General features: G+C 38.3%; 31 protein-coding genes and 1 tRNA gene. 18 read left to right on the top strand and 14 right to left on the bottom strand.

The genetic code is table 11. The annotated features are described in order from the left end of the window. Nucleotides 1-219: 219 nt before the first annotated feature. Nucleotides 220-396, bottom strand: coding sequence for a hypothetical protein (locus RG47T_RS26145; RefSeq protein WP_171972554.1), 177 nt, complete (start codon nt 394-396; stop codon nt 220-222). A 22-nt stretch (nt 397-418) separates the two neighbouring features. Next, nucleotides 419-679, bottom strand: coding sequence for a hypothetical protein (locus RG47T_RS17710; protein ID WP_074490791.1), 261 nt, complete (start codon nt 677-679; stop codon nt 419-421). Nucleotides 680-788: 109 nt separating this feature from the next. On the opposite strand from RG47T_RS17710, the gene RG47T_RS26140 reads away from it, so the two are divergent. Next, nucleotides 789-1,043, top strand: coding sequence for a hypothetical protein (locus RG47T_RS26140; RefSeq protein WP_074490789.1), 255 nt, complete (start codon nt 789-791; stop codon nt 1,041-1,043). Next, nucleotides 1,009-1,815, top strand: a complete 807-nt coding sequence (locus tag RG47T_RS17700) for a hypothetical protein (protein WP_074490786.1) — start codon at nt 1,009-1,011, stop codon at nt 1,813-1,815. Before RG47T_RS26140 ends, RG47T_RS17700 begins: the two co-directional genes overlap by 35 nt. A gap of 93 nt (nt 1,816-1,908) precedes the next feature. Here the strand turns inward: RG47T_RS17700 and RG47T_RS17695 are convergent, their stop codons facing one another. Beyond that, complete coding sequence (locus RG47T_RS17695; protein ID WP_074490784.1) at nt 1,909-2,175, bottom strand: hypothetical protein; 267 nt, start codon at nt 2,173-2,175, stop codon at nt 1,909-1,911. Between the two features lie 402 nt (nt 2,176-2,577). On the opposite strand from RG47T_RS17695, the gene RG47T_RS17690 reads away from it, so the two are divergent. The 3 genes from RG47T_RS17690 to RG47T_RS17675 all read left to right on the top strand — a co-directional run bounded on the left by RG47T_RS17690 (nt 2,578) and on the right by RG47T_RS17675 (nt 5,476). Next, nucleotides 2,578-3,090, top strand: coding sequence for a hypothetical protein (locus RG47T_RS17690; RefSeq protein ID WP_074490783.1), 513 nt, complete (start codon nt 2,578-2,580; stop codon nt 3,088-3,090). A gap of 411 nt (nt 3,091-3,501) precedes the next feature. Then, a complete protein-coding gene (locus tag RG47T_RS17680; RefSeq protein ID WP_074490782.1) occupies nt 3,502-4,317 on the top strand; it encodes a DUF8464 domain-containing protein in 816 nt (271 codons plus the stop codon). Between the two features lie 235 nt (nt 4,318-4,552). After that, a complete protein-coding gene (locus tag RG47T_RS17675; protein WP_074490780.1) occupies nt 4,553-5,476 on the top strand; it encodes an ArdC family protein in 924 nt (307 codons plus the stop codon). A 50-nt stretch (nt 5,477-5,526) separates the two neighbouring features. Here the strand turns inward: RG47T_RS17675 and RG47T_RS17670 are convergent, their stop codons facing one another. Beyond that, complete coding sequence (locus RG47T_RS17670; protein ID WP_074490778.1) at nt 5,527-6,042, bottom strand: hypothetical protein; 516 nt, start codon at nt 6,040-6,042, stop codon at nt 5,527-5,529. A gap of 106 nt (nt 6,043-6,148) precedes the next feature. On the opposite strand from RG47T_RS17670, the gene RG47T_RS17665 reads away from it, so the two are divergent. The 3 genes from RG47T_RS17665 (at nt 6,149) to RG47T_RS17655 (ending at nt 7,636) form a co-directional block, all read left to right on the top strand. Next, nucleotides 6,149-6,529, top strand: coding sequence for a hypothetical protein (locus tag RG47T_RS17665; RefSeq protein WP_074490776.1), 381 nt, complete (start codon nt 6,149-6,151; stop codon nt 6,527-6,529). Nucleotides 6,530-6,614: 85 nt separating this feature from the next. After that, complete coding sequence (locus tag RG47T_RS17660) at nt 6,615-7,370, top strand: hypothetical protein (RefSeq protein WP_074490774.1); 756 nt, start codon at nt 6,615-6,617, stop codon at nt 7,368-7,370. A gap of 53 nt (nt 7,371-7,423) precedes the next feature. Further along, the gene (locus tag RG47T_RS17655; protein WP_074490773.1) at nt 7,424-7,636 is read left to right on the top strand and encodes a hypothetical protein; all 213 of its coding nucleotides are present in this window, start codon (nt 7,424-7,426) and stop codon (nt 7,634-7,636) included. Nucleotides 7,637-7,737: 101 nt separating this feature from the next. On the opposite strand, the gene RG47T_RS17650 is transcribed toward RG47T_RS17655, so the two are convergent. The 5 genes from RG47T_RS17650 to RG47T_RS17630 form a co-directional block, all read right to left on the bottom strand. Next, nucleotides 7,738-8,112 (bottom strand): hypothetical protein, encoded by a 375-nt coding sequence (locus tag RG47T_RS17650; RefSeq protein ID WP_074490771.1) that lies wholly within the window; start codon nt 8,110-8,112, stop codon nt 7,738-7,740. Next, nucleotides 8,096-10,828 carry a MobF family relaxase gene (gene mobF / locus RG47T_RS17645; RefSeq protein ID WP_216351071.1) on the bottom strand — a complete coding sequence of 911 codons (2,733 nt, stop codon included), beginning with the start codon at nt 10,826-10,828 and terminating at the stop codon, nt 8,096-8,098. Before mobF ends, RG47T_RS17650 begins: the two co-directional genes overlap by 17 nt. A gap of 167 nt (nt 10,829-10,995) precedes the next feature. Then, nucleotides 10,996-11,766: a hypothetical protein gene (locus RG47T_RS17640; protein WP_139235719.1), complete on the bottom strand. Its 771-nt coding sequence runs from the start codon at nt 11,764-11,766 to the stop codon at nt 10,996-10,998. A 19-nt stretch (nt 11,767-11,785) separates the two neighbouring features. After that, entirely contained in the window at nt 11,786-13,294 is a 1,509-nt protein-coding gene (locus tag RG47T_RS17635; protein WP_074490765.1) for a type IV secretory system conjugative DNA transfer family protein, read from the bottom strand. 63 nt (nt 13,295-13,357) lie between these two features. After that, nucleotides 13,358-13,552 carry a hypothetical protein gene (locus RG47T_RS17630; protein WP_074490763.1) on the bottom strand — a complete coding sequence of 65 codons (195 nt, stop codon included), beginning with the start codon at nt 13,550-13,552 and terminating at the stop codon, nt 13,358-13,360. A gap of 149 nt (nt 13,553-13,701) precedes the next feature. Here RG47T_RS17630 and RG47T_RS17625 point away from each other — a divergent pair, with 149 nt between their 5' ends. Together RG47T_RS17625 and RG47T_RS17620 are read left to right on the top strand one after the other, a co-directional pair. Further along, the gene (locus RG47T_RS17625; protein WP_074490762.1) at nt 13,702-14,025 is read left to right on the top strand and encodes a hypothetical protein; all 324 of its coding nucleotides are present in this window, start codon (nt 13,702-13,704) and stop codon (nt 14,023-14,025) included. A gap of 113 nt (nt 14,026-14,138) precedes the next feature. Further along, entirely contained in the window at nt 14,139-15,221 is a 1,083-nt protein-coding gene (locus tag RG47T_RS17620; protein WP_139235720.1) for a hypothetical protein, read from the top strand. On the opposite strand, the gene RG47T_RS17615 is transcribed toward RG47T_RS17620, so the two are convergent. Next, nucleotides 15,210-15,845 carry a hypothetical protein gene (locus RG47T_RS17615; RefSeq protein ID WP_139235721.1) on the bottom strand — a complete coding sequence of 212 codons (636 nt, stop codon included), beginning with the start codon at nt 15,843-15,845 and terminating at the stop codon, nt 15,210-15,212. The two genes, RG47T_RS17620 and RG47T_RS17615, sit on opposite strands and share 12 nt — an antisense overlap. Nucleotides 15,846-15,900: 55 nt before the next feature. Between RG47T_RS17615 and RG47T_RS17610 the strand changes: the two genes are divergently transcribed. The 6 genes from RG47T_RS17610 to RG47T_RS17585 all read left to right on the top strand — a co-directional run bounded on the left by RG47T_RS17610 (nt 15,901) and on the right by RG47T_RS17585 (nt 20,127). Beyond that, nucleotides 15,901-16,476: a hypothetical protein gene (locus RG47T_RS17610; RefSeq protein ID WP_074490756.1), complete on the top strand. Its 576-nt coding sequence runs from the start codon at nt 15,901-15,903 to the stop codon at nt 16,474-16,476. A gap of 28 nt (nt 16,477-16,504) precedes the next feature. After that, entirely contained in the window at nt 16,505-16,780 is a 276-nt protein-coding gene (locus RG47T_RS17605) for a helix-turn-helix domain-containing protein (protein WP_074490754.1), read from the top strand. 2 nt (nt 16,781-16,782) lie between these two features. After that, nucleotides 16,783-17,055 carry a hypothetical protein gene (locus tag RG47T_RS17600; protein WP_074490752.1) on the top strand — a complete coding sequence of 91 codons (273 nt, stop codon included), beginning with the start codon at nt 16,783-16,785 and terminating at the stop codon, nt 17,053-17,055. 285 nt (nt 17,056-17,340) lie between these two features. Next, nucleotides 17,341-18,120, top strand: coding sequence for a hypothetical protein (locus RG47T_RS17595; RefSeq protein WP_074490750.1), 780 nt, complete (start codon nt 17,341-17,343; stop codon nt 18,118-18,120). A gap of 20 nt (nt 18,121-18,140) precedes the next feature. After that, nucleotides 18,141-18,860, top strand: coding sequence for a hypothetical protein (locus RG47T_RS17590; protein WP_175538900.1), 720 nt, complete (start codon nt 18,141-18,143; stop codon nt 18,858-18,860). Between the two features lie 199 nt (nt 18,861-19,059). Continuing rightward, on the top strand, nt 19,060-20,127 hold the full coding sequence (locus tag RG47T_RS17585; RefSeq protein ID WP_074490747.1) for a prenyltransferase/squalene oxidase repeat-containing protein: 1,068 nt from the start codon (nt 19,060-19,062) through the stop codon (nt 20,125-20,127). A 6-nt stretch (nt 20,128-20,133) separates the two neighbouring features. On the opposite strand, the gene RG47T_RS25805 is transcribed toward RG47T_RS17585, so the two are convergent. Further along, a complete protein-coding gene (locus RG47T_RS25805; RefSeq protein WP_139235723.1) occupies nt 20,134-20,592 on the bottom strand; it encodes an HTTM domain-containing protein in 459 nt (152 codons plus the stop codon). A 1,448-nt stretch (nt 20,593-22,040) separates the two neighbouring features. Between RG47T_RS25805 and RG47T_RS17570 the strand changes: the two genes are divergently transcribed. Beyond that, nucleotides 22,041-23,075 carry a transposase gene (locus RG47T_RS17570; protein ID WP_074490742.1) on the top strand — a complete coding sequence of 345 codons (1,035 nt, stop codon included), beginning with the start codon at nt 22,041-22,043 and terminating at the stop codon, nt 23,073-23,075. Nucleotides 23,076-23,118: 43 nt separating this feature from the next. Here RG47T_RS17570 and RG47T_RS26450 read toward each other — a convergent pair whose 3' ends face one another. Beyond that, nucleotides 23,119-23,265 (bottom strand): hypothetical protein, encoded by a 147-nt coding sequence (locus RG47T_RS26450; RefSeq protein ID WP_175538901.1) that lies wholly within the window; start codon nt 23,263-23,265, stop codon nt 23,119-23,121. A 194-nt stretch (nt 23,266-23,459) separates the two neighbouring features. On the opposite strand from RG47T_RS26450, the gene RG47T_RS17565 reads away from it, so the two are divergent. After that, nucleotides 23,460-23,536: transfer RNA gene (locus RG47T_RS17565), tRNA-Met, on the top strand. Here the strand turns inward: RG47T_RS17565 and RG47T_RS27090 are convergent. Both RG47T_RS27090 and RG47T_RS17550 read right to left on the bottom strand, forming a co-directional pair. Further along, nucleotides 23,493-25,106, bottom strand: coding sequence for a recombinase family protein (locus tag RG47T_RS27090; RefSeq protein ID WP_354525468.1), 1,614 nt, complete (start codon nt 25,104-25,106; stop codon nt 23,493-23,495). The two genes, RG47T_RS17565 and RG47T_RS27090, sit on opposite strands and share 44 nt — an antisense overlap. 21 nt (nt 25,107-25,127) lie before the next feature. After that, nucleotides 25,128-25,334 (bottom strand): hypothetical protein, encoded by a 207-nt coding sequence (locus RG47T_RS17550; RefSeq protein ID WP_074490741.1) that lies wholly within the window; start codon nt 25,332-25,334, stop codon nt 25,128-25,130. Between the last annotated feature and the right edge of the window lie 738 nt (nt 25,335-26,072).

The following is a 26,072-nucleotide window of genomic DNA, read 5'->3' as shown; positions in this document are numbered from 1 at the left end:
TGGTAGTAATTGCACCAATAGGGTTAATACTAATACTATAGTATCACAAATTTAATAAAATTCAATTAAAATTTAAGCATATTAAAAAGGTATTTGCATAGGATATCGGATAAAGACGTTAATCTCCGAATTTGATAATGAGTGTTCTAATATCTTTAAAGTAGCGTTTGGCTTGGATAATATAAAAATTACACCAACGTAATTACTCGTAATTTAAAATTAAGGTCTGATTATTCTATCTCCTAACCAGTCTTCCAATTTACTTTTACAAAAAACATACTCTCCGTTTTTGATTTCAAACGGCATACCTTCTTTTGCAATTAAATTGTCCAAAGTATATTTGGTAGTTTTAAAATGCTTGAGAACGGCGTCGTAATTCATGAATTCTTCGGTCATAGATACGGTTATATATAACAGGCTACTTAAGATTGAAAGTTAGATGATGACCTAAGTTGGCCGATTTAATCGGTAACCCCGTTTTCGAAAAGTCGATTAAATTGTTTGTTAGATGTTCAGTGTTATTTCTAAAACCCTGTACAGCGTGAGAAACTGTTTTTTCCGTCTTATTTTTTAAAGGATATTGGTTATCATCCGAATGCTTTTTGAAAAGCATTTCGCTTGCTATTTCAAATACCACACCGCATGAAAATCCGACTAACAAAGTTTCCCATTTTTTCATTTCAAATCCTCAATAAATATTTTTACAAATCCTTGTATATCATATAAGAAGTTTTGTAAATTGTATACAAGTAAGAGTTATTATTCATTAACTACTTAAATTAAACATTATGTCCTACAAACAAGCAATGTCGCATCAAAACCTGAACAGTTCCAGCCAGGTAAAGTACCACCTCGGCGGTGGTCAAAGGCGAATGGAATTCTCAACAAAGTTTCCTGTAACACAGAGTAATGACGACGGATTCGCACAGCGAAAAGAAAAATCTTCCTCCGGAGGTGGGCACCAGCAAATAATGCCGTTTGCGGTTATTCCGTTTATGGAGAATTATCATGAACAAAAAAACAATTTTATCGGATGTAGCTAATGTATTATCAATTTTAAAAGGTTTACCTGAGCTACTTAAGCAAGTGTATCCCCATGTTTTAACTTGGGGCGGGCTATTATTTGCTTATATAAGCTATCATGCCAATCTTACTAACACAGTTGTTTTAAGTGCTATTTGCATTACTGTGGTAGGAGGCATTACTTTTGTTTTCAAAGACAGAATACGTAGGGCTTTGACTGTATTAAGAAAGTCAAAGAAATTAGTTCGTCCTGAACAATTTTCCACAATTTACAATGAAGTTGTAATCGATATTGCATCTAATCGTAGAAAAGCTAAATTAACACAGAAAAGATTTGTGCAATGTTTAGTTGCAAATGTTCTCTATTATCAATATCGTTTTTATCCAGCATATAAATACACAAACATTCAGCATAATGTTGGGAAACGTATCATTGACCCCAATAAAGATGATGCAGTCGATGTGCTTATTGAATTTAATAAACCTTTAAAAGTTAAATCTAAAGCTTTATTTGAACTGTCATGTGACATGCTCGACGTTTTTCCAACAGCCGACGAATATTGGTGCCTAAGCCAATTTTATAGAATTGATGGGCCATATAAATTAAAAATTCTTTTTCCTGCCAGTTCTTTTCCGACATGGTATAAGGGTGAAATAATCGAAAATGATGATTTTGACAATCCAATTCCAGTTGATGTATTTTCAAATCACCAAAGAAGGAGAAAACCATCCCTTAATATGGATGTAACTTTAAAAGAAGGCCAAGATTTATACCTTCGTTTTGTTTGGTGATTACCATCAGCAGTAGTAAAGTATGGCATTATACTTTACTTTCTAAACTATTACTGGGTCATTTAACAACATTCAGTTGGCTGCAACTTAATTTTATTTAATAGGAATATGCTTTAAGTATTCGTGTCCTATTAGAGTTAGTTTAATTTCTGTCGTAGGTCTATAAATCGTTAAAAATCCTTTATCAACGAGCGATACTATCCCTTTATCAAAGTTGTCTCTCAATGAAAGGTCTATCATTTCTTTGAGGTCAATGAGAAATCCTAAGCCATAACTGTCACCGGGGTGCATGTCGTTCTGTATAGCATATACCAACATTTTGGCCTCTACCTCTGTCGGGGTCATCAATATCTTTTTCATACTTAAACTTTCAAATTAAGTAAATTCCCCGGTAATTTAATTTTTTCGTAGGTATTTGATCCAACGATGTTTGCTTTAGCACCACTCAACGACCACAGCCATTTGTAAATCATATTCAGGTGTTTTAATTGCAAATCTTCTGCTTTTTAATTGCCCTCCTGCATCGCCTTCACATGACCTTTGATTGAGGCGAATTTATACCTCTTCGGCAGTCAAGGCCATGCCACAGTGCCGCTAAAAAAATCTCCACACCTGCGCTGCGCTTCGGGTAGTATTTTTTTCCGTCAGCCTTGCCTGCCAGCCCACCCCGCAAATATCTATGCCTCTATCAAAGGCCACGTGAGGCTCACGCCGAAAGGCCTTTGGTAGCAATAGATTATTTACACTTAAAACCCATTAAAAATGGATTTACAACACGCGAATGGCGCTGACGTTAAGAACGCCGCTACAAAAGAAAACAACAATGTTTCACAAAACGCAACAGCGAAAGCAACCGCTAATGCAAAACCGGAGGTTGCAAAGCCCCAACCTGCGAAACCACAGGAACCTGCTAAGGACGAACCCAAAGCAGCTCAAGAACCGCCCGTTGTTACAACCGAAATTTCAAAGCCAGTCCTGACACTGGAAACCAAATTGAGAAAGGTTGACGAACTGCACCGCAAAAGCGTGCAACGATTAAACCTGATCTCACGCATCAAACAGCTCGAAGCCTTTGAAGTAAACTTAGCGCAAGAGAATGACGAACTGGAAGACAACCCGTACCAGGGATGCAGACTAATCATCGAGGATGACAAAAAACGTCAATTCATTACAACCACACCGGGACTGATCCGATTGGTGTCTCAATTTATCTACGGATCATGTAACGAAAAACTGGTTGAGATTGAAGACAGCATCAATTTCCCCAACGCGTAACGTTGGGAATGCCCCTGCATTGCAGGGGCATTTTTTACATCCATACGATTGCATGTAAATCGCATAGCAATATGGCTAACGCTTTTAATTGTATTTAACAATTGGCATAAAATACTCTTTAGGCGTGTATTATCATATATAAGCTTGTTTCACCGTATGCATGTTCATGCATACAGATTCTTCCATATATATCACAAAGGCATTTTAATGAGAGACGTCCCTACGGATACGTTGCTCGACCGAAAAACGGCGGCAAAATATCTCGGTCTTAAAAACCACAACACCTTAGCCGTCTGGGATTGCACCCGGCGGTATGACCTATCGCCCATAAAAGTTGGCGGTGCCGTGCGCTACCGCCAGTCCAGCCTGGACAAATTCCTCGAATCCCGTTTGAAACGATAGGAGCCTATTTTGAATTACGAAGAAGCTAAATGCATCCCGATCAGCGCCGTTCGGGAAAAGATCAGACGTATCAAATTTACAGTGCCGAAAAATGCTAATACCGTGGAATTTTTAGAGGCCTACCTCAAAGCAATAGGCGAAGATTACACTCGGGTTGATGCCTTACGATGGCTTAACAATATGTTTGGCGAGAGCGGGAACTACGTATGCTCTAAAAAAGCGGCAAAAGTAAAGAAGGAGAAACGCAGTAGTGATTGGCGGATATTACAGGAAATAGAGCTTGAAGATCTGGCTTTAGTTCGTTGTCTGGAAAGGAAAGGTATTGGTCTTGATATAGCAAGGCAATACCTCAAAGAAATCTATATTCGAAATCGGAAAAAACGCGAGTCGATGTATGCACTCGGGTTTAAAAATGAGGAGGGCGATTATGTTGCGTTTAACCCTTTTATCGATGAACAAATTGGTAAGCCTGGAATCACTATCATCCGTTGCAATAAAAAATCTCGTAAGGTAATTCACGTCTTTGAAAATTTTATGGATATGCTTGCAGCTTTTACCGCTTTTCCAAAATTGCCTAAGAACTATGATGTGATTTGCCTGAATTCTCCAAATCTGATTACCCAGTCCTTTGCTTATTTAACAAGCGATACGTATAAAAAAGTATATAGCTGGATGCCAAATAATAAGCGCGGTATCAAGCAAATTAAGCAACTAAATGCGTCTATCAAAAAGCAGCAGGGCATGAAACACATGATTTGCAACGAGGTATATCACGGTCATGTTGATGTGATTAGCTGGTGGAAGCATCAAAGTAAAACGGCGTAAATAAAACATCCGGCGCACGGATAATAGGTTTTTGCACGTCCCGTGCCTTACCTGTGTGGAATGAAGTGAATGGTTTTGCTTGAGATTAGCGAAGCCGTTCACTCCACCAACTATTATTTTCCTCTGCCGCTACGCGTCATTCACCCGCCCATCCAAAATAACAGCCGGTTCATTCACTTAGACCTCGCTGTTCATCTCCTGCAACCATTAACTCCAAACAGGAAAGGCACAAGCCATGCAAAAACAATTATCCCCCTCAGAGCGCGGCGAGAAATTCACAGTCCCACGTCTTGACGTTCACGATCTTGTAACAGCAACGATTATCGAACAACTTGAAGAAGGCACAATCCCGTGGCGACAACCCTGGAGAGGGCCAAACCATAAATTATTAGGCTTACCGGAAAACTACATCACCGGAAACAAATACCGGGGCATCAACATCGTTTTGCTTTGGTGTTCAGCTATCAAAAACAATTACCAGTCCAGCGAATGGGGTAGCTTCAAACAATGGCAATCCAAAAATGAGACAATCCGCAAGGGCGAGAAAGGTAATCTGGTCGTTTATTACGATACGTTTGAAAAAGAAAAAGATGGCGAAATTCAGAAAATACCGTTTCTTAAATCATCCTACGTTTTCAATCGCTGCCAGTTAGCCAGTTATGAACCACTTGCGAACGTTGATGTGCCAATCGATACTTTTAGCTTAGTCGAAAAGATTGATGCGGTAGAGCAGTTCATAAGTAATACAAAAGCGATCATTGCACACGAAAAAAACGGTGGTTTTTACCTGCCAGGCGAAGATAAAATCGTTCTGCCACATCCTGAAAGCTTTAAAGCTACTGCAACGTGTACAGCAACTGAAGGGTATTACTCAACTGCTTTTCATGAATTGACCCACTGGACGGGCCATGAAAAGCGTTTAAACCGATTGCAACCTGGCCGATTTGGTAATCAAACTTATGCTGTCGAGGAATTGGTAGCTGAGTTTGGTGCAGCATTCCTTTGTGCTGGATTTGGTATCGCCACGGTAGAGAAGGGCGATCATGCTAGCTATATTGGCGGATGGTTGAAAGCGCTTAAAGAAAATAAGCAGTTTTTATTTACAGCCGCCAGTGAGGCTTCAAAAGCTGTAGACTATTTAAATAAAGTATCTATGTAATAAATGGGTCAAAGTAGGTTACAATAAACCTACTTTGACCATAGCAGTTGCTAATCTTTTGGTAAAAGATCTATTTTTATCACTTTATCAATTACTCTGAATGCTTCGGCTAACTCTTGAATTTTCGAATTATGTTTCACGTCTAATAATCTTTGTACTTTTTTATATCTGGGCGGCAATGATGGCTTTAGGTGTATCGTTTTACTTAATTGCCATTCATCTGCCTTAACGTCATGCTCTGTTAGAGCCAATAAATTTGCCAATTGAGTTTTTGTAATATTTCGTTCGATCATCTCTTTATGAAGTAACATTTTTAGTTCGATACTCAATGGCAAATTAAATGTGCCACGACCTCTTGGATAATTTAATCTATTGTCAATTGAAATATTTTCTGGAAATTTTTCACCAGATAAAATAATCCGATTTATTTCTTGGCTTAATTTTGAGAAAAAATCCTTAGTCGTTTCTAATTCTGAATTACCAACGCCTAAAATTTGCGGAAATTGAGGGCTTGTTGAAGTGAATATTTTATTTAGTTTTTTTAGTTGTAGTTCGTAAGAAAGCATCTTAGCTCCTATTCAATAATTCGATTATACCATGTTTGGACATATCTGTCAAAACTAATTTGTTTAATGATTTTAAAAGAGCTAACTTGTATTAAAACAGATAATTATGGAAAATATAACCGCTATGGTGTATAACAGATTTTCACATGCTGATGTGATAGAGCCGTTGGCTGAAAACGAAAAAGAATGCTTAGAAGAAATTAGATGTATTCTAACGAAGTATGACAAATTAGATCGATTTGGCATTACTTTACTACATAAGCATTTTGAATTATTCAATGACGAAATATTGATAGAAACTACTGATGAGGAAACGCGTCAACAAATAATTCAACCAATGAAGAAGTCTGACTTAGATCTGATTGATGGATCTATTCTTGAAACAAGTTGGGCATTAAAAAATTCTGAAACGTTGGTGGTCTGCCAAAGATCGTGTGTTAAACAAGATCATGGTCATTACAGTGGTGTCCATGTAAAAACTTTTTAATTAATATTGCTAAAAGGAATAAAAATTTGCTGTAATATAAATAATTGATAACTTGTCATTTAAGAAGCCAAAGCCTATTACTTAAATGAAGAGATTTTTAATTGTATTCCTTACCCCTTTAGTTACTTCAGTCGCCATACTTATTAGGTTTGATTTCGTTCAATCAGTTCTGAAAAGTTATTTCGGCACAAACTCAGGCGATATTATCGGATCTATTTTGCTACTACTTTCGTTATATATCTATTATTTTAACATTTATATACCTTTTGTTACGTATGAGCGTATTGCTAAGTCAAGATGGACAGCATTACAGCAGACGATTGAAGGATTTATCTTAGGCTATTCCGGTATTATGGAATTGAATGTTAATATCATGATACCTGAAAGAAAATATTTTAAACGTATTGAACCTGTTATTAATAATAAGAAAAAGAAGAAATTTTCTAGAAGAGTAGAAGTTTTTAAAATTATTTGGCAAGACGAGAAAAGCTCTATTGATCAAAGATTTAAGCTCACAATAAACCAAGGGCTATGTGGGGAGGTCTATAAAGCAGGCAAAAGGACGGAAGGTGCGGCATTAATTTCTTCAGAATTAGGTAAATATAAATTTAACTTTACAGAAGACCAGGAAAGTTTGACAAAAGATTTAGTAATTTTGGCCTCTTGTCCAATAAAAATATTTGAACAAACACAAGATGGGTTATCGAAAAAAGTAATCGCTGTGCTAAATGTCGAAAGTAAAACACTAGGGTCGGAAGAATGGATTTTAGACAGGGGTAAACGTAATACCTTTTTTAAAAGCATAGATGACCTAGAAAAATTAATAAGGAACTTGATATAACAACAAAACAATTTAGACTACGTAATAGTCTATATAACTTAAGGAGGAAAGATATGTCTCTAAGTAAAAAAGAAGAAGATAGAAGCAAAAACGGATTTTTCATAAATGATTATGACGAAAGTGATGATGCTAATATGAATTTAATTCAAGCTGCTAAAAACTTTGCAAGTTCAATGAACGAAGTTAAAAGGATAGCTGAAGCTCAAAAACATCATAATACTGCTGTTTCGTCTGTTTCCGTTGCACATAGCCATTATACGCCATAAAATATGCTCCTCAACGTAGGAGATAAAAAAAGAATGGCCTTTTGTATTACAAAAGGCCATTCTTTTTTTGACATTCGATCCCTTAATAAGTCTACAAATAATTATGGGTTGCGTGAAAAATTGTCGATAATAATTTCATTTACAATAAAATCCTTCATTTCTATGATTTCGTACCGATTATTGGAGCAAATAACTGTATTAGCGAGATGTAGAAAAAGTTGATTGAATAATAGTTCTAATCTTATCCCCTTAATTGTTATTACCTCGCTAGTAAAAATGAGTTTTAAAACATTACGTTCTGGCTCAAAATCAGCAGATACTAAATAAGCGTAATTCAAAAATTTCTTCCGACCATCCGGCCACTCAAAGCATAAGTTTCGAACATTACCTGGCTGACTGTAAATATTGTTGTCATTTTCAGTAGACTGGCCTTTTTCATCGCCACCCTTAAAATTAAATTTAAAATCCTGGCTCATAATCCCGTTCCTGATTTCGTTGAATGCTTTCTATTGATTTATTCTGTGATGGCGTAACCATATATTTTCCACGTTCCAGTTTTTGAACATACTCGTCATGGCTTGGTTGTTTCTGTACCAATTCTAAAGCAGATTGCCTGTCACCAATCTCGGAGGCATGTTGCAGTAACGCTGCTTTGTCATCTGTATAAATGGTGACTGCATGCTGACCGCGCGAAACAGATACATAAAATTGTTTTGCGTTTGTCGCGCCAAACGTTCCGGCAGGCTGTGAGATAAATACCTCATCAACGGTTTTACCCTGTGCTGAATGTGATGTCGTGCAGTAATCATGCGACAGGTGCCCAAAATCTTTAGATAGGTGGAACGTAGCCTTACTTGCCTTATTCCGCAGGATGATGTCGCCTTTTTTACTTACAGAAGCAACTTCGAGTGATGTTCCGTTATTCAGCCTTTTATCCTGCTTATCAAAGCTATTTTTAGTAATCTTAACATTATCTCCTTTAGCGAGGCCGATTTCTTTTGCTTTAAATACGTCATACGCCGTTGGCTTATCCCTGGGTAGGGTGCGTTGCTCATTTTCGGTGTTTTGCAAGACTACCTTTTGTTCGTCTACATCCTGTACAACCCACGAACTACCGCGTTTAATTTTCGGTACGTTCTGGTTAAATTGGATAATTTGCCCTTTTTCAAACTTTCGCCAGTCTGACTTTTCGGCCTCGGTTAAATTAAGATTACTGAGTTTGGTTGCTTGTACTTCTTTTTTACCGAGCAGGCCGGTTGCCTTTAATCGTTCGCGTACATCATCGGTAACGCTATCTCCCTGTTTGTGCGTAGGAGAAACGATCAGTGCGGATTTTCCGCGCTTGATCGTAGCTACATAATCATTGACCAGTTTTTCGTTTGGTTTTGACGGGTCAATTTCTTCTATCGCGCCAATATCATCCAGCTTGTTAAAAGCTTTTTCAATATTACCCTCTGAAAGATCCTGTACGGCTGACCTGTACGCCTCATTCTTTTGACGTTGCACAATGCTCAACTGCGCGGTCTTAATGCCGCCTACGGTGTTTAAAATCCTTAATGCATCGCCCCTAACGACACTGGCATGCTGCCGCGTGTCTCCAACGAGGATTAAGCGAGCATTTTGCTTATCCGCGAGCGAAAGCAGGGAGCTCATATCCCTGGTGCCAAGCATGCCAGCCTCGTCAACGATCAACACCTGACCATATAGGCTTTCCTGCATTTCTTTATCGACCAGCAGCTTTGCCACGGTTTCGGCATTGGCAAAACCTTCCTGGGCCAAAACACCACGCGAAGCCTGGGCAGTTGGTGCCACCAGCGTTACCTTTTTGCCGCTATTTTTTATATGTTGGACCGCTTCTTTTAGCAGGGTGGTTTTACCAGCCCCGGCAGCACCGCGAATAATGGAGACCTGGTGTTTTGTGGTAAGCACATGCTCAATAGCTGTGGCCGCTTGCCCTTTGGCTTTCAGGGCAGGGGTTTCTAAGAACAATGGCTGAAACCGTCCTTGGCCTTTACGGGCCAGCATCACCATGCGCTGTTCTTCTTTTAAAACCTCTTTTGTGGTGCAAAAGGTTCGGCCTTTTTCCTTCACCCGGATAATGCGCCCATCCGAATTGAATTTATCCGTCATCGCAGGCAGGGAAACGTTTCTATGGCCGACACTGTGCCGATAGACATTTTCTAACAACCGCCGTTCTGGCATGACCGAAGCCCTCTCATAGCAGTGTTTTAAAGCATACTCTACACAATCATCAGCAATGATCCTGGGCGTGGGACGCTTCGCATAGCGCACCGGTCTTTCCGCTTCGGCAGCATCCACTTCAGAATAAGCCTTGATCTGTTGCCGCCATTCGGCTTTCAGATCAATCATGCTCAACCCCTTTTGTTTTTTTGCGCGGGTTCGTGCGCCTAAGTTGCTTAACTCATGCGCATCGGTTATTCCTTTTTCTTTAGCAAACTCACCAATTTCATTCGTGCGTTTGCTAAACAGGTTGATCACGTTTTGTGGTACGCCTTCAATCTCAAAAGATTTTTCTGTACGGCGGATCTGGTAGCCTAAATCTTCCAGATTGTCGGCCAGCCGTTTGTGAAACATCGCCTGGTAATAAGGCATGTCGCGGTTGATGTCTTTGAACTGCCCAGCCTTAATCATTTTTTCCTGAGCGTCCCAAGTCGCATTGAATACAAAGCAATGGCTATGCAGGTGCGGGTCGGGCGCCGAGCCATCAACCGGCCTTGCGGTCTGATGGGTAAACTCAGCCCAAAGTAATTCGCCTGTTTGGCGGTCAAATGATTTGCCGCCCTTTCTAACCCGTGCCTGGCTATCAGCCTCAATGTCTTTCATCGTTTCAAGCACGCTCTTTTGGAATGCTTCCAAAATATGGCTGTCATTGCTTAATGCATTTACGACCGATACAGATTTCGGGCAGTGGAAATTTATATCATAACCGGTTGTCCGATCATCCCGCTTGCGCGGTGTCATCGGTTTTCCCGTTACCGGGTTGATGTTCTCACATAATGCGAAGAAAGTCTCTTTGCTCGCCCCGCCTTGTAGGCCGATGCGCTCAGCTAACTTGCCATGGTATTGCCCCTGCAATTCCTGGTCATTCAGATAATAATCTGACTTTAGAAGTGCATCGGAAAAATAGGCTTTTGCATGACTGGCAGATGTACTTGGTATCATTCTGATCATGGCACGAAGTGTAAATCAGGTTTGTATTGCAGCCCGTGTGTTTGTGATTTTGTTAGTGACTATCAATCTTGGTTAAACAACCAGACAGTGATAAGCAGTGCTTGGAAAGCTGTTAAACCCCATTAATAAAATATCATCAGACGTCTTCCCTAAGCACTGCTTTGGGGTTAATTTACATCGGGAATATGCTCATCGTCGTAAAACATATGCGCCACTCTACGCCGAAATTCTTTATTAGCAGGCTTGTGAAAGAATTGCTCATAGCCTCTAGAATTTTCGGGGCCTCGATCATCTATAAACGAATCGGCCATCTCCTCATTCGCTATTAACTGATCTAACATATCCATTATGTACTGGTCTCCCAAATAATAAGCACCAGCGTATCCTAGGCTGTAAATAATGCTGCAAATTATTATCAAGAATCCAATATTTTGACCAAGGAGGGCTAGCACTAAACCAATGATTAAAAAGAATGCCGGTTCATAGTATATAGATATAATACGGGAAGTTGTCTCGACATCGAAAAGCTCTAGCTCCCAAAATCGCCTATTTATATTGCCAGTATATAATGTGTATTTCGCGCAATCGAAGATTCCAGGTTCCCGTTTAACTTCCTGCCATCTACGCCAAGCGAAATATAAGAACAGTAACACAAAAGCATACCAACTTAGATGATGCCAGACATAGCTTAAAAAACTCGGATGCTCATAAAAGGGATTGACTGTGGCATACATGTAAGGAACCCCGCCAACGAGTATTGCAAGTATAACTGAAGTTGAAAAAGAGAAATATCGCTCACCGAAACTTCTTCGGATGAACACCTCCAACAATAGTCGTGGTAACGAACTAAGGCCTAAAAATATTTTTAAAAGGAATCGCTTGATTACGTTGTCTCTCCCAAATTCGGTTTTGTAAGATAATTTCTTGGTGCGTTTCATGATTTCTATGTTTAATTGTTTACAATATATTTTGGTTAAATCGTACTTTTTTAAAGCTTTCACCACTGAACAATTTGTCGCCTTGTACGTGAATGATAGCCTCTACCTTGCCACCGTTTCGTTTGCCTCCTGTCTTCATTCCGACAAATTCTTCAGGGCGAATTCGGCGATCAATTTTGAGGCTTACACTATCACTTCGTGAAAATTCTTTTGCCGTAGTAATTGAACTGGAGGGTTCGTAAAACGTCGTATCTCCTACAAGATCACTTCCTAGCCGATTACTCGCGAGATCCGCATTTGCGTGAAAAATTTTGGTCGATAGTGTACCTAAAAAGCTATCAACCCGATCATCTGAACTTGATCCACCCATCGAAGCTTTATATTGATGAATGTTTTGTGTCAGGTATACGGTTGCAATCCGGCAGCTTCTTGCCGTGGCCTGAAAAAGAGCATCATGTTCATGTAGAAAAAACTGGCTTTCATCTGCCCAAAGAAAGCAGGGCCGGTCGTTTTTAAGGATGTCTCTTTTTTCCATTGCAACCTGCCAGATATATTTAAATAGCACCTGGCAATCGCGACCGACGTTATGATATAATTTCACCGGTAAATTGATCAAAATTATTTTACCAGTGAGGCAGTCTTCTGGCTTTAAATTCAATGAGCCTTTGCAGAACAAAGAATATACAGGATCTCTGAGCAAGCGAAACAAAAATGCCGAAAATGAGAATTCTACAATACTTCTTGTCTTGCTACTTAAGTCCTTAAACGTTTCGTAAAAAAATGTATCAAGATGTTTCATTAAGCGCGCATTGGGGAGATGTTCCACAACAGCATTTTCGTAAGCCTCCTGATCTGCAAATCTGGCTCGCTGTTCTTTCGATAATGATTTATACCAAAGATCTATGTCATTTTGAACAATGGTCTTTGCTTTTAACATTGCCTTTTTAAAAGCATTTTCGGGTGCTGGTTGGCCATTCTGGGCATTAGTCGAGCTGACTTTAGGAAGCGTTTGAACTATTTCATATAATAGTTTTACGCTGATTTTTTGGTACGCAATCATACACAAGTCCATCACGTGAAACAACAACATATCGACCGCAGATTCCCAAAATGGATCGTCTGATTTTCCTGTGGATTTTTCGTTTCCTGCGCGAATTACAGTTTTCAGTGTTTCAAGTGCTTGAGCTGTAATCGCTTCGCTACTAATGTTACCAACCGATAAATATTGCAGGAAATCAAATCCGAAACTTCCGCCAGGTTCGATGATTATCAAATCATTTTCTCGTCCGGTTTCCTTGCAGTAATGACGCCATAAATCAGCTTCATCTGTTTTTGCTGTTAGAACGAGCCCCCCGAAGCCGTGTTGCAAATATTTGACTGCAAGTGTCTTACCACTGCCGCTGGTTTTGCCGCTGCCTATTCCTCCGAAAATTTGTACGCCTTCTACAGCGTTTCTAATTGTCCAAGCTTGATCCTCTTGAGAGTCGCCGAATTGGAGAATAGGGGTATCTAAGTCAAATTTTTTCATATGCTATTTGGTTAGTTTAAATTGCCGCCCATTGCATTGCAATGGGCGGCTTAACGGTGTGACTTACTTCTTAAGTCTGTTGTTGAAATCGGTAGATGACATGCTACCGTAACTGTTATGGCGAGAAGTATTGAAAATGTTGCTCTCGCCATCTTTCTTAACCCAATGATTACCGTTAATCATTTTGTTCGGGTCGCTGCTTGACTCTTGATAGCCTGCTTTTTTTAATGAGCTTGCTTCGTCTTTTGACCATCCCATGGTTTTTAAAGATTAAATGGTGCCTTACTCTACTAGTTTTTCTGCATCTCCTGCCTGCTGTTAAGGATCTCGGCTTGCTTCCTTGGTTCACAAATATTTTAGTTGACAGTTATATCGAGATATGTTAAGTCATAAACTTTTTAAGGGGAATGAACATGCCTATCTTCAGAGACTATTCCGAAAACGGCAACCTCATTGGAGAAAGAGCAGAACCGCTTTCTTCGAAAAACTTTGAACGATATGTTCAAGAAGGTGGAAAACTCCGAACGCTTGGCTATTTGGAGGCGTTGGCTGATATAGTAAGTGAAGTCCAACAAATATTGAGACCAGAACAGTTGAGCTGCCCGCAAACGCCACATCTTGTTAAAACCAATCTGAAAAAATTTCTTGTCCATAAAGAATCCATTTTAAATGCTCTAAGTATTTTAGTGGAGACTCAACCAGTCGGTGAGCCGTCGAAAAATACATATTGATACAAATGGACACAGTTTGATTCATTTAATGTAAATCGGAAAAAACATTATTTTCTGATCAAATTTTCTTTTCTGTCATAAATTTCTGAAATTTCAGAAACGCTAAACTTATCATGGATATATCTACTATTGCCTTCAAAAGAATGTATGAGTTATTAACTCAAAAAATCTGGGATGACGAATTAACTGATGCCCAAAAAAAGAAATTGAAAAAAATGAGTTACGCTATTTGGGCTGAGGATGATCCCGGAAAGAAAGGTGCAAATTTTTTTGACACTATTTTTAACGGTGTTGGCTTAGATAGAAATCACTATTGGAGGAAAGCCAGGGACTTTAACCCTAATACTGGGCGGAACCTCTTACCATTAGATGATAAAGCATTGATTGCGATCAGCCTATACATTGGTGTTACCTATCCTAAAAATGTAAACAAGAAAGACATCAGAGACGATGATCAAAAAGCGAATGTACTGTACCAAGAGTTTAAGGCTACTCTTTTAGATGACGACGAACGTCTTGAGGTCGAAGCGCAAGACAGATTTGATGTCAACGCTGCTGAAAAAATTATCGGTAGCAACAAAAAGGATTTAAATAAAACAAAGAATAAGGAAATTTCAATAGAAGGAATGAATTATGATATAGAAAAGGTTGTGGGTGATTTTTATCACTTGCTTTCGGCCAGTCAAATTGAAAAAGCTTGGTCACTTTTAACTAAAAATTTTCAACAGCGGGGATGGAAAGGAAAATACGAGGATTTTGCTATCGGCTATACAAACTTGCTGGCTATAAAAGATGTCCACGTGTGGGATATTAATATTCAAGACATTACAGCAGATTGTAAGGTTTTCTACATGGACAAGGTTTTGACCTTCACTGATCGAATATTAACCGATCTTGACAAAATAACTATTGGCGACGTTGAAGAACTTGTACGAGTAATAAAAAAAGTTTTAGAGAAGGCAGGTGATACTGAGCTAAAGGGCTTTGAGAACATCGAAGTTTGTAAACTTTTCGAGCCGGCAGCAAGTGAATATATTTGGTATAAATGCGGTAAGAATCCCGAGTATATAAAAAGTTTAATGCCAATAGAAAAGACAATGGAGCTTCCACGTCTTTATAACTTAACTTTTTCTCTCGTTGATGGAGCCTGGCTAATTTCAAGTATCACGCCGATAAGAAGCCATTTATACAGATAGTGAGCTTAAATTGCTTCCTATTAGAGGGATAATATCTGCGGTTGCCTTACCATGTTCGTAAAGTGCAGTCCTATAGGTAATAAGTGTAACTGCTTTGATATCATAAGTAGTGATTTTTTCATCTAAATAGATGGTATCATCTGCTAAGATTTTGCGAATAAACATTTCCGCCTCGGCTGAATATTCAACAGGTGGTGCATAACCTAAAAATTTTGCAATTCGTTCTTTCGCTTTATGAGCAAATAAGGATAAAAATGAGGAATACAGTTCGTATGTTGAGTGATCATATTCCAAGGTTGTGTTTCGTCTGATATCTTCGTTTCGAGCCAACTTAATATATCTGTCCGCTTGCTCGAGCATGATATCAAATGTCGTTTCGCCTTTTTGATATGCCATTAGCAAAGCACGTATGTTTGGCTCAATCGCTAGCGTTACATTTAACGACGGCAAGTAGCCCAACCGTTCTTTAATTAGCATCCGCCCAGCGGTTTCAAGGTCGGGAAGCGTTGTTGATGATGCTTGAAGATCCGACCATTTAATTGCATCGTTTCGTCCCTCCATAGAGTCATCAAATGGAAGTTCAGCAGGGAGGTTTTTGTTAGATGGGGGATTTGTAGTTGTCATTATCGCCCTCGCGTTATTAGGAATAATATAAAACATCAAATAAATCAACTAAAATATGGAACAGGCAAATGATTTTGAGCCGCTTTTCCCCCCTGAATTTAGCTCATTGCAGCAGCCGGTAAAAGACGCTCAGGAAGAAATTAATCGGATCGATAACTTATTATCTAATATACCTGCCGATAGAGGATTACGATTTGATTTTAGCCCGCCAGGCACTAGAAATAACGATCAAATCAACCAAAGCAGACGCAAGGAATTATTGGAAAGAAAAGTATATATTCAAGATACTGTTAGGGCGAAGGTCGAAAACACCTTATCAGGGATTGACCCCAAAAAAGCTAAACAAGTCAGAGATACCGTAGAAATACACATCGGAGATAATGATTTCAAAAACCTCAATAGGTTTCAATTAAAGGATGCACGCAGCGCAGAAAGGGATTTTAATACCTCTGGAGATTATATGGCAAAGAGAGCGTCTGACGAGCGGGCGGATCAGGGCTATAAACAGCTTATCGCAGACCAAAGCGCGGCAGATAGGTTTTTCAATAGTTTTTCGTCTCAAAAGGTTAATGAAGACGTTGGGCCAGGCAAAAATTTTGAACCCGGAAAAGAAGATCCTGATAAAGAGTAATCGCTCATAAAAAACAATTGTCGGTAGTATGGATTTAAAAGTTATTTGTCTCGAAGAACCAGCATTTTACGAATTGCTAGAGCGATTGTATAAAAGGCTAAATCAGGAAAAAGAAATAAAGCAGGATAAATGGATTTCTGGGGAAGAGGCGATGCAACGGTTGCGGATTAAAAGCAAAACAACTTTGCAAAAGTTGAGGGATGAGGGCAAAATTCGCTACAGTCAGCCTGAGAAGAAAATAATTCTCTATGATGGAGATTCTATTAATGATTATCTTAATGATTTTATTTACGAACCATTTTAATTATGGAACAGGAAATTGACCCAGCTGAAGAGTATATCCGAAACTTTAATTTAGGGTACGGTATAAATAGAGATTCACCTGAAATTGCAGAGTTACTTGATGGTTTGAAACCAGACGGCGAACGATGGAAGGCATTTAAAGCTGGTATAGACCAATATTCGAAGGAATTACATTCGTCGAGAACATTGAGCTGGCTTAGTAGAGATAGGTTAGAACCCCCAATTGATCCTAGTTTGGACAGAGAGAGTCCGGATTTGGAACTTGACCGAGAGTGATGTTTACCTCTAATACCTTTGACCTTTAGCGCGTAAAATCATTCGTGCGCTCAAGCATCAAAACATAATAGTATCAAAATCTAATAAAATTTTCTGCACACATTGCATTTAAAATATTTTTATATATTTGATATACCCCTATTACAATAAACTTCACGACACCCATATTGGGTTTACATTGATTATTTTCTTGAATTTTTCAATTAATGCCATTTGCGGTTCGAACAGGGCACGTATTTATTGTCATGCTTAAAATCTAATATTTACTTATATCTAAACTTTATTATGAACAAACCACAATTAAAAAAATTAAATGAGGCTACAGGTTCTAAGGTTAATTCGGTCTGCGGACAATGCTCATCAAGAGCGGATGCCATTGATGGCGATGATGACGACGGCGGATGCTGTGATGACGATGGCGGCGATGATGACGGCGGTGGAGGAGATGGTGGTGATGGAGATGGTGACGGAGATGCTGGAGATGGAGATGCCGGTGAAGGAGATGATGGGCAAGCTGATGACGACGACGATGATGATGATGACGACAATCCTGGCACAGGAATTACCAGTGGCGATATCGTTTACATTGACCAGGATGGAAACCAGTATGTTTTGCCAAAGGGAGGGACATACACTTTAGATGATGGTCAAGTTGTAACAATCAGTGATGATGGTACAGTTCAGAATACAACATTACCGACAGTTACAGTTTCAGCTACGATAACGCCATCAACGGGAGAAGTCTTTCTTTCTGCTTTTACTTTGGGTGCAGACATACAATCTACCACTTTCAGTGGTGTTCAGTTAGCTACTGAGGGGATTGAAGTTCTGGAAAATTTGGGTAGCGGTTTTGGTGTTGCCAGTATTATCGCCGGAGGCTTTCCGTCCGCTGTTAATATCATTATAAGTTTATATAATGGACAACAGATTTCCCTTAAAGATGCTGTTAATGTTTTTTTCGCAGTAATTGCAGCGTTAGGTCTTTACTTTGGAATTTCCGAATTTGTATCATTTGTATTAGCTCTCGGAGCAACAATCAATGATGTTATACAGGCGATGAATTAGTCTATAATAATTAAAATCAATTGAAGAAATTTGAGATAACTATATTTCGATCTGGCAAAGGTGCTGGAATGATGGCTATTGCGTTTTGTATAAGCGCCGTAATAGGAGTTTGCATGCCGTTTATCTTAAAGGGAGCGCATGGCTCGTTCACTTTCGGCGCGATTATATTTTTTGCGTTACCACTCTTGAGTTATCCTTTCATCAAACAGAAGTGCATGGAAAAAGCACTTCTGTTTTTTGATGACCAAGGATTTAAGTTGGAAGAGTTAGAAAATGATCAGACAATTTCTTTGAATTGGAATGAGCTAGAAAGTTTTAGGATACAGCCTTTTAAAAACATCTCTGGAAAAGGCTTTATTTTAAAACTCAAATTTAGAGATGGAAGGAAGTATAGTCTCCCAGTAATTGGTGTAAACCTTTGGGAAGAATCCACAATTGATGACAATGCTGGCTTGCTTTTTACGTTTTTCAAGCAAGTAAAAGCTTATAACGAACAACCAATATTTAAAGATAAAGAGATACTTTTTCTGCCAAATTTTTTTGCAACTAATTTGGGGCAGTATTTATTGGTACTTCCGGTAATATTACTAATTATTGATTTAGAATACAGATCTCTACATCACATTCCACTTAAAAGAAATTATCCTTTTCTATTTATGACTGTAGTATTAGCAGTCGGTTTTTGGGATCAGAGAAAGAAGGATCGCCAGATTTATCAAACATTGTCTAATCTCTTGTAACGCAAGTAGTCCCAAGCTTTTTACTTGATATAAAATCCATTGTTTAGGATGATATAATTTTAATCACAGTTATCATCTCGTCAATGTGCTGATACTGATGCTCGATTTTAAAAATTCCTATCGTTGTGATGCTGCACGTTCCTCAATCCTTTAGATTTGAAATTTAAAACTATGCGATACATCCTTTTTATCATCTTCAATGAAATTAACGGACAGAAATGACCTATTTGACGCTGGGGCTAATTGTGTGAACTATTTAGTCAACTGCATTCAGAGCGACGGTTCTTTCATATATCAGCAAAATGCAGAGAGCGGTGTAAGATCCTATAAGTATAATATCCTCAGACATTCAGGAGCTATTTTTGAATTATGTTTGTGGTTAAAAGATAACCATGATAACTATCAATTAGAGTTATTGGAACAACCGATAAAGTTTCTACTAAATCATCTTTTTGAATGGGATGAACATCTATGCATTGTGGAACGAGGCACAGCTAAACTTGGCGGAGTAGCATTAGCACTACTCGCTTTATCATCTTTTTATGAATTAAAAAAAGTTGAGGCATTGATCCCAATAATGAAAAGACTTGCAGGTTTTCTTGAGGTTTGCCAACTGCCTGATGGCGACTTTATCTCAAAGATATATTATGATGGGCGTAGTTCATCTGAATTTGTTTCTGCCTACTATCCAGGCCAGGCTATACTTGCCCTAATTAGTTTTTATAAGATAGATCGTAATGAAAGGTGGTTAAACTCTGCTAGAAAATCGGCGGATTTTATTGTATCTAAGCCGCTCCTCACTGGTTTAGACCGCTCACGTAATCGCAACTTTGATACTTGGTTATCCAAAGCACTTTATCAATTGTTATCTGTTGAATATAAAGTTTCGTACGTCAAAAAAATAAATGACATTGTTGAGTTGGATCTTGATATTATGAATCGGTTTTTTCGGAGGAATATTGACGCTAATGAAATCTTTGATCAATCCACGTCTGCGTCCATGGCAAGCCTTTGCGAAGCCTTACTCGCGGGGATTCATTGGAGTATATTGTCAGACAATAGAGAAGAAGCAGTCAAAATCTTTAATTCATTAAATGCGGCTAGGAATTATTGCCTCAGTTTGCAAGTTACCCAAAAAGTAAACGGAACCCAATTTATCGGTGGAATTAAGAAAAACAGAAGGGATGCTAGTATTCGGATAGACTTCGTGCAGCATGTTTTGTCGGTTATTACAAGTATGCTTCAGATCAAAAAACAATTAAATTGAGTTTTGTCACAGATAAACCTGGTGGTATAATTTGCACGAGAAATAAAAAATTGCGGGGTAAGTTGCACAGAATGCCCAGACAAACGTATTCAGTCCCATTACAAATGCAATTCCGAGATGTAAACACAAACCTATGAGAAGAATACACAAGCATATTTTTGGCGGAAATAGTACTGAAATTGACAATAGAATATCGCCGAATACAACAATGAAAGAGGCGGCAAACCTTAACATTATACGCTTACTAAAATAATCTAAAATCTTTCTATTTCCGAAAGTAGACGTTTTCAATATCTCTAACACGTAAGTTCCATTAAGCCAACCTGCTTTAGTTAACTTTAAAAAGCCTGATGTACCATAAGCAAGCAGGGCCTGGGCGGTAATAAAAGCAAGCGCAATATCTAAGCTATGCTTTGTAGATGCAACTTTTCCCAAAGCAAGAGCAGCAATGACAATTCCACTCATCTGGTCTGCACCGTTGTTACTACGATAATTTCTATAAATTGTAAGTAGTGAAACCAGCGCTAATAGCAGTATTAATAAAATGACTGAATTTCCTATCCATAGCTGGAATATAATTGTTACAGCTATGCAAAGTTTAAAAACAAGTAAGAAGATATAATTTGGGTAAGAGAATAGGTGGTTAAAGCCCAGCCGATGAATAAATCGAGCAAATTTTGGATGTGCAAATCGGTTTACCTCCCAAGATATTAGCCCCGAATCTTTAAATAGCTGATAACTGAATAAATATTCTGATGTCGAGATAATGACTTGTATTGAAAAAATCAGCAGTACTAAGTTGTAACAATATAACTGATTCATATTAACAGCAGCATTTATGCCAGTGCGAATAAAATACTACCTTGTTGGTAGCATTTGGGTTAAAATCTTGAGTAAAGACCGCTCTAAACTTTATGCATTTACAGTCTCTCGGGGTCTCAAGATGTTGCAAGTAATTCAAAATACACAGATATGAATTAGTTTTTGCTGCCCTGTTTAATCCCGAGCTTTCATAGGTCTTTTTAATTCGGTTAAGCGCTGTTGTTAATGCCTTTCGCTGACGTTTTTCAGGGTACCAAATTGTACACCAGATTTTACGTTCAGGTAACGTAAGGCATGTTGCCCATTGTGTTTTTATACCAGATGCCAATAGATATCGATATTCTAAACGAAAGTCATTTCTGATAGGCAGAGGCGCAAAGAAACGCCAATTAGGAATAAGTCTAAACCAATCGTTGGGATGCCATTTGCCAACAAATGACAGTTTTGCCTGTGCACATGCCGACAAAATAAACCAATAGGAAAAAATCAATATTAAAATATAGTCCGCTATTTTCATTGAACTAACTATAATTTATGTTTTTTTTTAAGTGCTTCAATAATCTCCTTTGATGAAGGGTAAATGAGCAATGCTCGGTTTTTCTTGGAATTTTCCCTTCTGGTGATATCGATTTGAGCCCCGATTTGGTATTTTGATTGTGGGAGATTCATAAGGTTATAAGCAATATCTTCTAAAGATACAAAGCAATTTAATTAATATCAAGATTGAGACTTCTGTAGTTAATTATAATATGATCTTTCATATGAATAGGTTTATTATTTTGAACCTTATGTATGAATTGATATTTCGATATGCTTAATTAAATTCGTTTAAGGAAAATTATCGTCGTAAATTGTGATATGCCTTTGAACTTGCATCTGGCATAATTAATAGAAATTGGCTTAGTGTTATCAGTTTAATTTGAAATCCAGCTTTTAATAATGACTATGCTTTGATTTTCGTTAGTTGACTTGCGCCCCTTTCTAAGAACGGACTTATCCCCAGAAATAGGTACTCATGAGTTTACTGCATAGTCATTATTAATAGCCTTCTATGATATAGCTATATGGTTTTATCCTAATCTACAAATTGTATGAATGTTAGTAAACCTAAAAAGTTCACATACTTTATCGGCATCGACGTGTCTCGAAACGAACTTGATTTCGCAATTCATTACGGTCAAACATTTATATTTCATAAAGAGATTGCAAACGAACTCACTGCTATTAAAAATGTAATTGAAGAGATAAAAAAGCAGCCTAAATTTATGATGAGCAAAGCTGTGTTTTGCATGGAAAATACAGGCATATATTGTAACATATTAATCAATGCACTTAAAAAATTTAAAGCTAACATAGTTCAAGAAAATGCCCTTCAAATACGTAATTCCTTGGGAAATATTCGAGGCAAGCATGATAAAATTGATGCGATACGAATTGCACAATATGCTTACCGACATAGGGAAGAACTCAGGCTTTGGCAATCTAAGCGCAAGATTGTCCAGCAAGTTGCCTATTTATCCACCATTCGCTTTCGGCTCATGTCAATACAACTTGCTTTAAAAGCCCCATTAAAAGAGCAACAGGATTTTTTATCTAAGAAAGAATCTAAAGAGAATGTTGAAGTCTGTAAGCGTAGTATGACGAGTATTAGGCAAGATATTGAAGGAATTGAAATGCGCATTCTGGAATTAATCGCAAGTGACGAAAATCTTAAAAATTTATTAGATATAATAACCTCTATAACAAGTATTGGTGTTGTAACCGCGGTGCAGATGATCATTCGCACGAATGAATTTCGGGGCATTACCACAGCCAAAAAATTCGCTTGTTATGCAGGTGTAGCACCATTTAAAGATGAATCGGGCACAGTTATTAAAAAGGCACGGGTATCACACATAGCCAATAAGAAAATGAAATCATTATTGCATATCTGTGCAGTGGGAGCTATGCGCTATGATAAGGATATTAAAGCCTATTATGAACGTAAAGTAGCCGAAGGTAAACCTAAGATGCTTATTATAAACGCCATCCGTTTTAAGTTAATCACACGAGTATTTACGTGTGTGCATCAAAATAGACAATATGAGAAGGAATATAAACGGCGAGATGAATCATATTCCGTTTAAGGTTTAGGACCTACAAAAGGATTTGGCTCTTGCCGTTTATCTTTTATTGTTCGCATAGAAAAGTGGGGGTTTTCTTACTTTTTATGCCCGGACTTTTTAGTCTGCTTTTGACTTTTTTAGGTCTTTTGCTGTCGATATAAGCTTCAATCATTGCAAAGAAAGCGCTATCTTCAAAACAGATAACTTCCATACAGGCAAGGTGATAAGTTTTTTGATGGGAACAAAAGTGAAAAAGATTATAAAATAAACGCGGTAAATCTTACCTTTGCACTCCACGCACCGAAAGGCGCAACCGTTAACAAAACCATTAACGGGTTTGGAAGCTGAAAAATAGCCATTACGACTTAGATTGTAAAAGCCTAAAAATCAGCAAGAGATACACCCGGCGGGGTAGCTCAGATGGTTAGAGCGTAGGATTCATAACCCTAAGGTCGGCAGTTCGATCCTGCTCCCCGCTACCAAACAGGCGAAAGCGGCAAAATCCAGATTTAATTCTGGTATGCCGCTTTTTTTATTGCCTATAAGTTGCTGAAGATAAGCAAGATACAAAAACACAAAATTTATTCGCGGGGTTCGAACTTCTTCTTTTTTCTTGCTAAAAGTAATGCCATCAGGAAACACTAATGTCTGGATCTTTTGCTTACCTACGTAATCGCTTAAAACCCACTTTTTACCTATTTCTGAGGCTATTTCCAAAGAAATATCTATACAATTTCCAAGGTTCGAACTTTTTTTTGAGGCTTTCATAATCTTGTCTTCCAATTCGCCTTTTTCCGATAGGTATTTTTCCGAATACTTGTTATATAAGTCACTATTAATTTCTTCTTCAACATAACGTTCTTCAAGACGATCTATCTTTTTCTTCAATTCGTTATATTGGTTTGCCAAAGAAACGTAAGCCTCTTCGTCTCCTTTAAACAGTTGGTTAAAAGTTGTCACGGCCTGTTGTCGGATGAGATGTAAAAAATCTTGATCTAAATTTAGCGTGAAACTGTTTAGTAAATTATGAAATGTTTCGTTAAGAGATTTGGCGTTCTTGTTGGTGTTACAGCCCCGCGTTTTACATTTATAATAATGGATATTCTTTTTGCGCATCAGGTAGCCTGTGAGGGGTTTTCCGCATTCAGCACATTTAGTAAATCTTTTTAAGGGGATAGCGTCATTTTCTTCCTTTAATGAGTACCCATGAGCATTTTGGTCTAAAATACCATTGACTTTTAAAAAGGTTGCTTTGGAAACCAATTTTTCCTGATTGCCATCAACCACGCGTCCTTCCAGCATATTGTGAGCCATCAAACCGCAATAGAATGGATTTCTAAAAATCTCCGATATTCTTTGATGGTTTAATTTCAGGCCCTTTTCACCAAGTTTCTCGCGAATGGCTTCATTGGATAAATTGTATTGTGATTTCCATTCGAAAGCATGCCTTAAGAGTTTGCCTTTCTGGTTAACGATAATTTTTCGAACGCCATTGCTGCGTACAATATCAAAACCAAGTGGTGCAGCCGTTGGCCAGTCCCCACGCATCAGCATTTCCTTTATTCCTGCGGTGCATTTTTGTTTCCTGAGCTGATTATCAAATTCACCGAATAAAAACAACATTTTTTGTTGCATCTGTCCTGAAGCACTGGAGGTATCAATTGGCTGAGTGACTGATACGATCTCTATTCCTAACTTTCTCAACTCACCGCTTAACCAAATGGAATTGTCATTCCTGGAAAAGCGCTCCAAGCTGTAAACTAATATGTAAGACACTTTTTCTTTAGCCTTTTTTACAAAGGCCAGCATTGCGATGAATTCCTTTCGTTCATCATTTTCCGCACTTTCATAAGTTCCTCCAAATTGCGCTAAGACTTTATATTTTAACCTTTCGGCATATTGATTACATCCTTTCAGCTGAGTGCCAAGGCTTAAATTATCAGCTTGCTCCCTGCTGCTAACTCTTGTGTAAATAACACAGTTTGTACCACGTACTTTACTTGACGTTATTGTGCCTTTGGCAAACGTGTCAAATGGTGATATTTCGATCATAAATAAGAGCTTTTGTTAGACTTACAATTTAGCGACTTTCAGACTTTTTTCCAAGGGTTTGTTTGAAATATCATTAAAATTAAAGGCAATTTCTGTAATGGTTTTTATAGTAATTATGATTTCTTGTATTTGGTTTTCGGGGAGATTGGCGAATGCGGGATGGCGCTTTACTTCTTCTACGGTAAGATCTGTCTTACGTAAAACATCTAAGTCCTGAAATTTATTCACCTGTCATTTATTAATATCATTTGGAAGTGTCGAGACGATTGTCTTGCACTTGAGTAGGAAGAGGCTTAAGAGTCTGCCCATTACTAAGATTATAAGTTTAGGGACCAAATTTGCTAGCAAATCTAAATCCCATTGTTTTAGAAGAAAATCGCATAAAGAGACTTTTAACGCCAATCCGAATTACTTTCCTATAATAAATTTCGCCTAACAGCGAAAGCCCCATTGAAAACGCCTATGATGCGAATTCAACGGGGACATCGGAAAAATGATGGATTTTCAGTTCTCCAGAATTAGTGCTGCTGTTGTTTGGAACCATCAATAAATTAAGTGATGAACTAACGGATTGCCAAGCTGAGAAGGAATAAGTTTAAAAAACAAAAATCCCCAAACACTCGCTGCCGGGGACTTTTAACCTAAACCTTATCACAATTGCGGGCAGATCGCCCGCTTTTAAGATTTTGTAAATTAACAATTATAGTTTAATAATGTCTGTTAAATGCTGAACTGCGCATATATTCATTAAACCTGCGCTCGTATTCCCGTTCCTCGTTTAACCTTCGGTTGAGTACAGAACATCTCCATGCGCATAATCCACAGGCTAAGAAAGCCACTGACAAGCAGGTCAAAGTTTCCTTCCTTGCTTCAATTTTCTGAGCGGGTGTCATTTTGGTATGTTTCCTGCCTACTGCCCCGAAAAAGGCAAATGTGGTTATTAAACAAGCTAACAAAATGTTACGA

Source organism: Mucilaginibacter polytrichastri (assembly GCF_001911425.1).
Taxonomy (GTDB): domain Bacteria; phylum Bacteroidota; class Bacteroidia; order Sphingobacteriales; family Sphingobacteriaceae; genus Mucilaginibacter; species Mucilaginibacter polytrichastri.
The sequence above is the reverse complement of the archived record's forward strand: the minus strand, read 5'-3'. Positions and strand labels throughout refer to the sequence as shown.

Bases quoted from the DNA above. Each gene is read 5' to 3' on its own strand.
- RG47T_RS17695 (WP_074490784.1), bottom strand. From the start codon at position 2,175: ATGAAAAAGATATTGATGACCCCGACAGAGGTAGAGGCCAAAATGTTG.
- RG47T_RS17620 (WP_139235720.1), top strand. From the start codon at position 14,139: ATGGATATATCTACTATTGCCTTCAAAAGAATGTATGAGTTATTAACT.
- RG47T_RS27090 (WP_354525468.1), bottom strand. From the start codon at position 25,106: ATGATCGAAATATCACCATTTGACACGTTTGCCAAAGGCACAATAACG.
- RG47T_RS17630 (WP_074490763.1), bottom strand. From the start codon at position 13,552: ATGGGATGGTCAAAAGACGAAGCAAGCTCATTAAAAAAAGCAGGCTAT.
- RG47T_RS17655 (WP_074490773.1), top strand. From the start codon at position 7,424: ATGTCTCTAAGTAAAAAAGAAGAAGATAGAAGCAAAAACGGATTTTTC.
- RG47T_RS17640 (WP_139235719.1), bottom strand. From the start codon at position 11,766: ATGAAACGCACCAAGAAATTATCTTACAAAACCGAATTTGGGAGAGAC.
- RG47T_RS17700 (WP_074490786.1), top strand. From the start codon at position 1,009: ATGAACAAAAAAACAATTTTATCGGATGTAGCTAATGTATTATCAATT.
- RG47T_RS17710 (WP_074490791.1), bottom strand. From the start codon at position 679: ATGAAAAAATGGGAAACTTTGTTAGTCGGATTTTCATGCGGTGTGGTA.
- RG47T_RS17570 (WP_074490742.1), top strand. From the start codon at position 22,041: ATGAATGTTAGTAAACCTAAAAAGTTCACATACTTTATCGGCATCGAC.
- RG47T_RS17585 (WP_074490747.1), top strand. From the start codon at position 19,060: ATGAAATTAACGGACAGAAATGACCTATTTGACGCTGGGGCTAATTGT.
- RG47T_RS17615 (WP_139235721.1), bottom strand. From the start codon at position 15,845: ATGACAACTACAAATCCCCCATCTAACAAAAACCTCCCTGCTGAACTT.
- RG47T_RS17665 (WP_074490776.1), top strand. From the start codon at position 6,149: ATGGAAAATATAACCGCTATGGTGTATAACAGATTTTCACATGCTGAT.
- RG47T_RS17670 (WP_074490778.1), bottom strand. From the start codon at position 6,042: ATGCTTTCTTACGAACTACAACTAAAAAAACTAAATAAAATATTCACT.
- RG47T_RS17690 (WP_074490783.1), top strand. From the start codon at position 2,578: ATGGATTTACAACACGCGAATGGCGCTGACGTTAAGAACGCCGCTACA.
- RG47T_RS26450 (WP_175538901.1), bottom strand. From the start codon at position 23,265: ATGGAAGTTATCTGTTTTGAAGATAGCGCTTTCTTTGCAATGATTGAA.
- RG47T_RS26140 (WP_074490789.1), top strand. From the start codon at position 789: ATGTCCTACAAACAAGCAATGTCGCATCAAAACCTGAACAGTTCCAGC.
- RG47T_RS17675 (WP_074490780.1), top strand. From the start codon at position 4,553: ATGCAAAAACAATTATCCCCCTCAGAGCGCGGCGAGAAATTCACAGTC.
- RG47T_RS17635 (WP_074490765.1), bottom strand. From the start codon at position 13,294: ATGAAAAAATTTGACTTAGATACCCCTATTCTCCAATTCGGCGACTCT.
- RG47T_RS17660 (WP_074490774.1), top strand. From the start codon at position 6,615: ATGAAGAGATTTTTAATTGTATTCCTTACCCCTTTAGTTACTTCAGTC.
- RG47T_RS17595 (WP_074490750.1), top strand. From the start codon at position 17,341: ATGAACAAACCACAATTAAAAAAATTAAATGAGGCTACAGGTTCTAAG.
- RG47T_RS17605 (WP_074490754.1), top strand. From the start codon at position 16,505: ATGGATTTAAAAGTTATTTGTCTCGAAGAACCAGCATTTTACGAATTG.
- RG47T_RS17650 (WP_074490771.1), bottom strand. From the start codon at position 8,112: ATGAGCCAGGATTTTAAATTTAATTTTAAGGGTGGCGATGAAAAAGGC.
- RG47T_RS17600 (WP_074490752.1), top strand. From the start codon at position 16,783: ATGGAACAGGAAATTGACCCAGCTGAAGAGTATATCCGAAACTTTAAT.
- RG47T_RS17625 (WP_074490762.1), top strand. From the start codon at position 13,702: ATGAACATGCCTATCTTCAGAGACTATTCCGAAAACGGCAACCTCATT.
- mobF (WP_216351071.1), bottom strand. From the start codon at position 10,828: ATGATCAGAATGATACCAAGTACATCTGCCAGTCATGCAAAAGCCTAT.
- RG47T_RS17610 (WP_074490756.1), top strand. From the start codon at position 15,901: ATGGAACAGGCAAATGATTTTGAGCCGCTTTTCCCCCCTGAATTTAGC.
- RG47T_RS26145 (WP_171972554.1), bottom strand. From the start codon at position 396: ATGACCGAAGAATTCATGAATTACGACGCCGTTCTCAAGCATTTTAAA.
- RG47T_RS25805 (WP_139235723.1), bottom strand. From the start codon at position 20,592: ATGAGTGGAATTGTCATTGCTGCTCTTGCTTTGGGAAAAGTTGCATCT.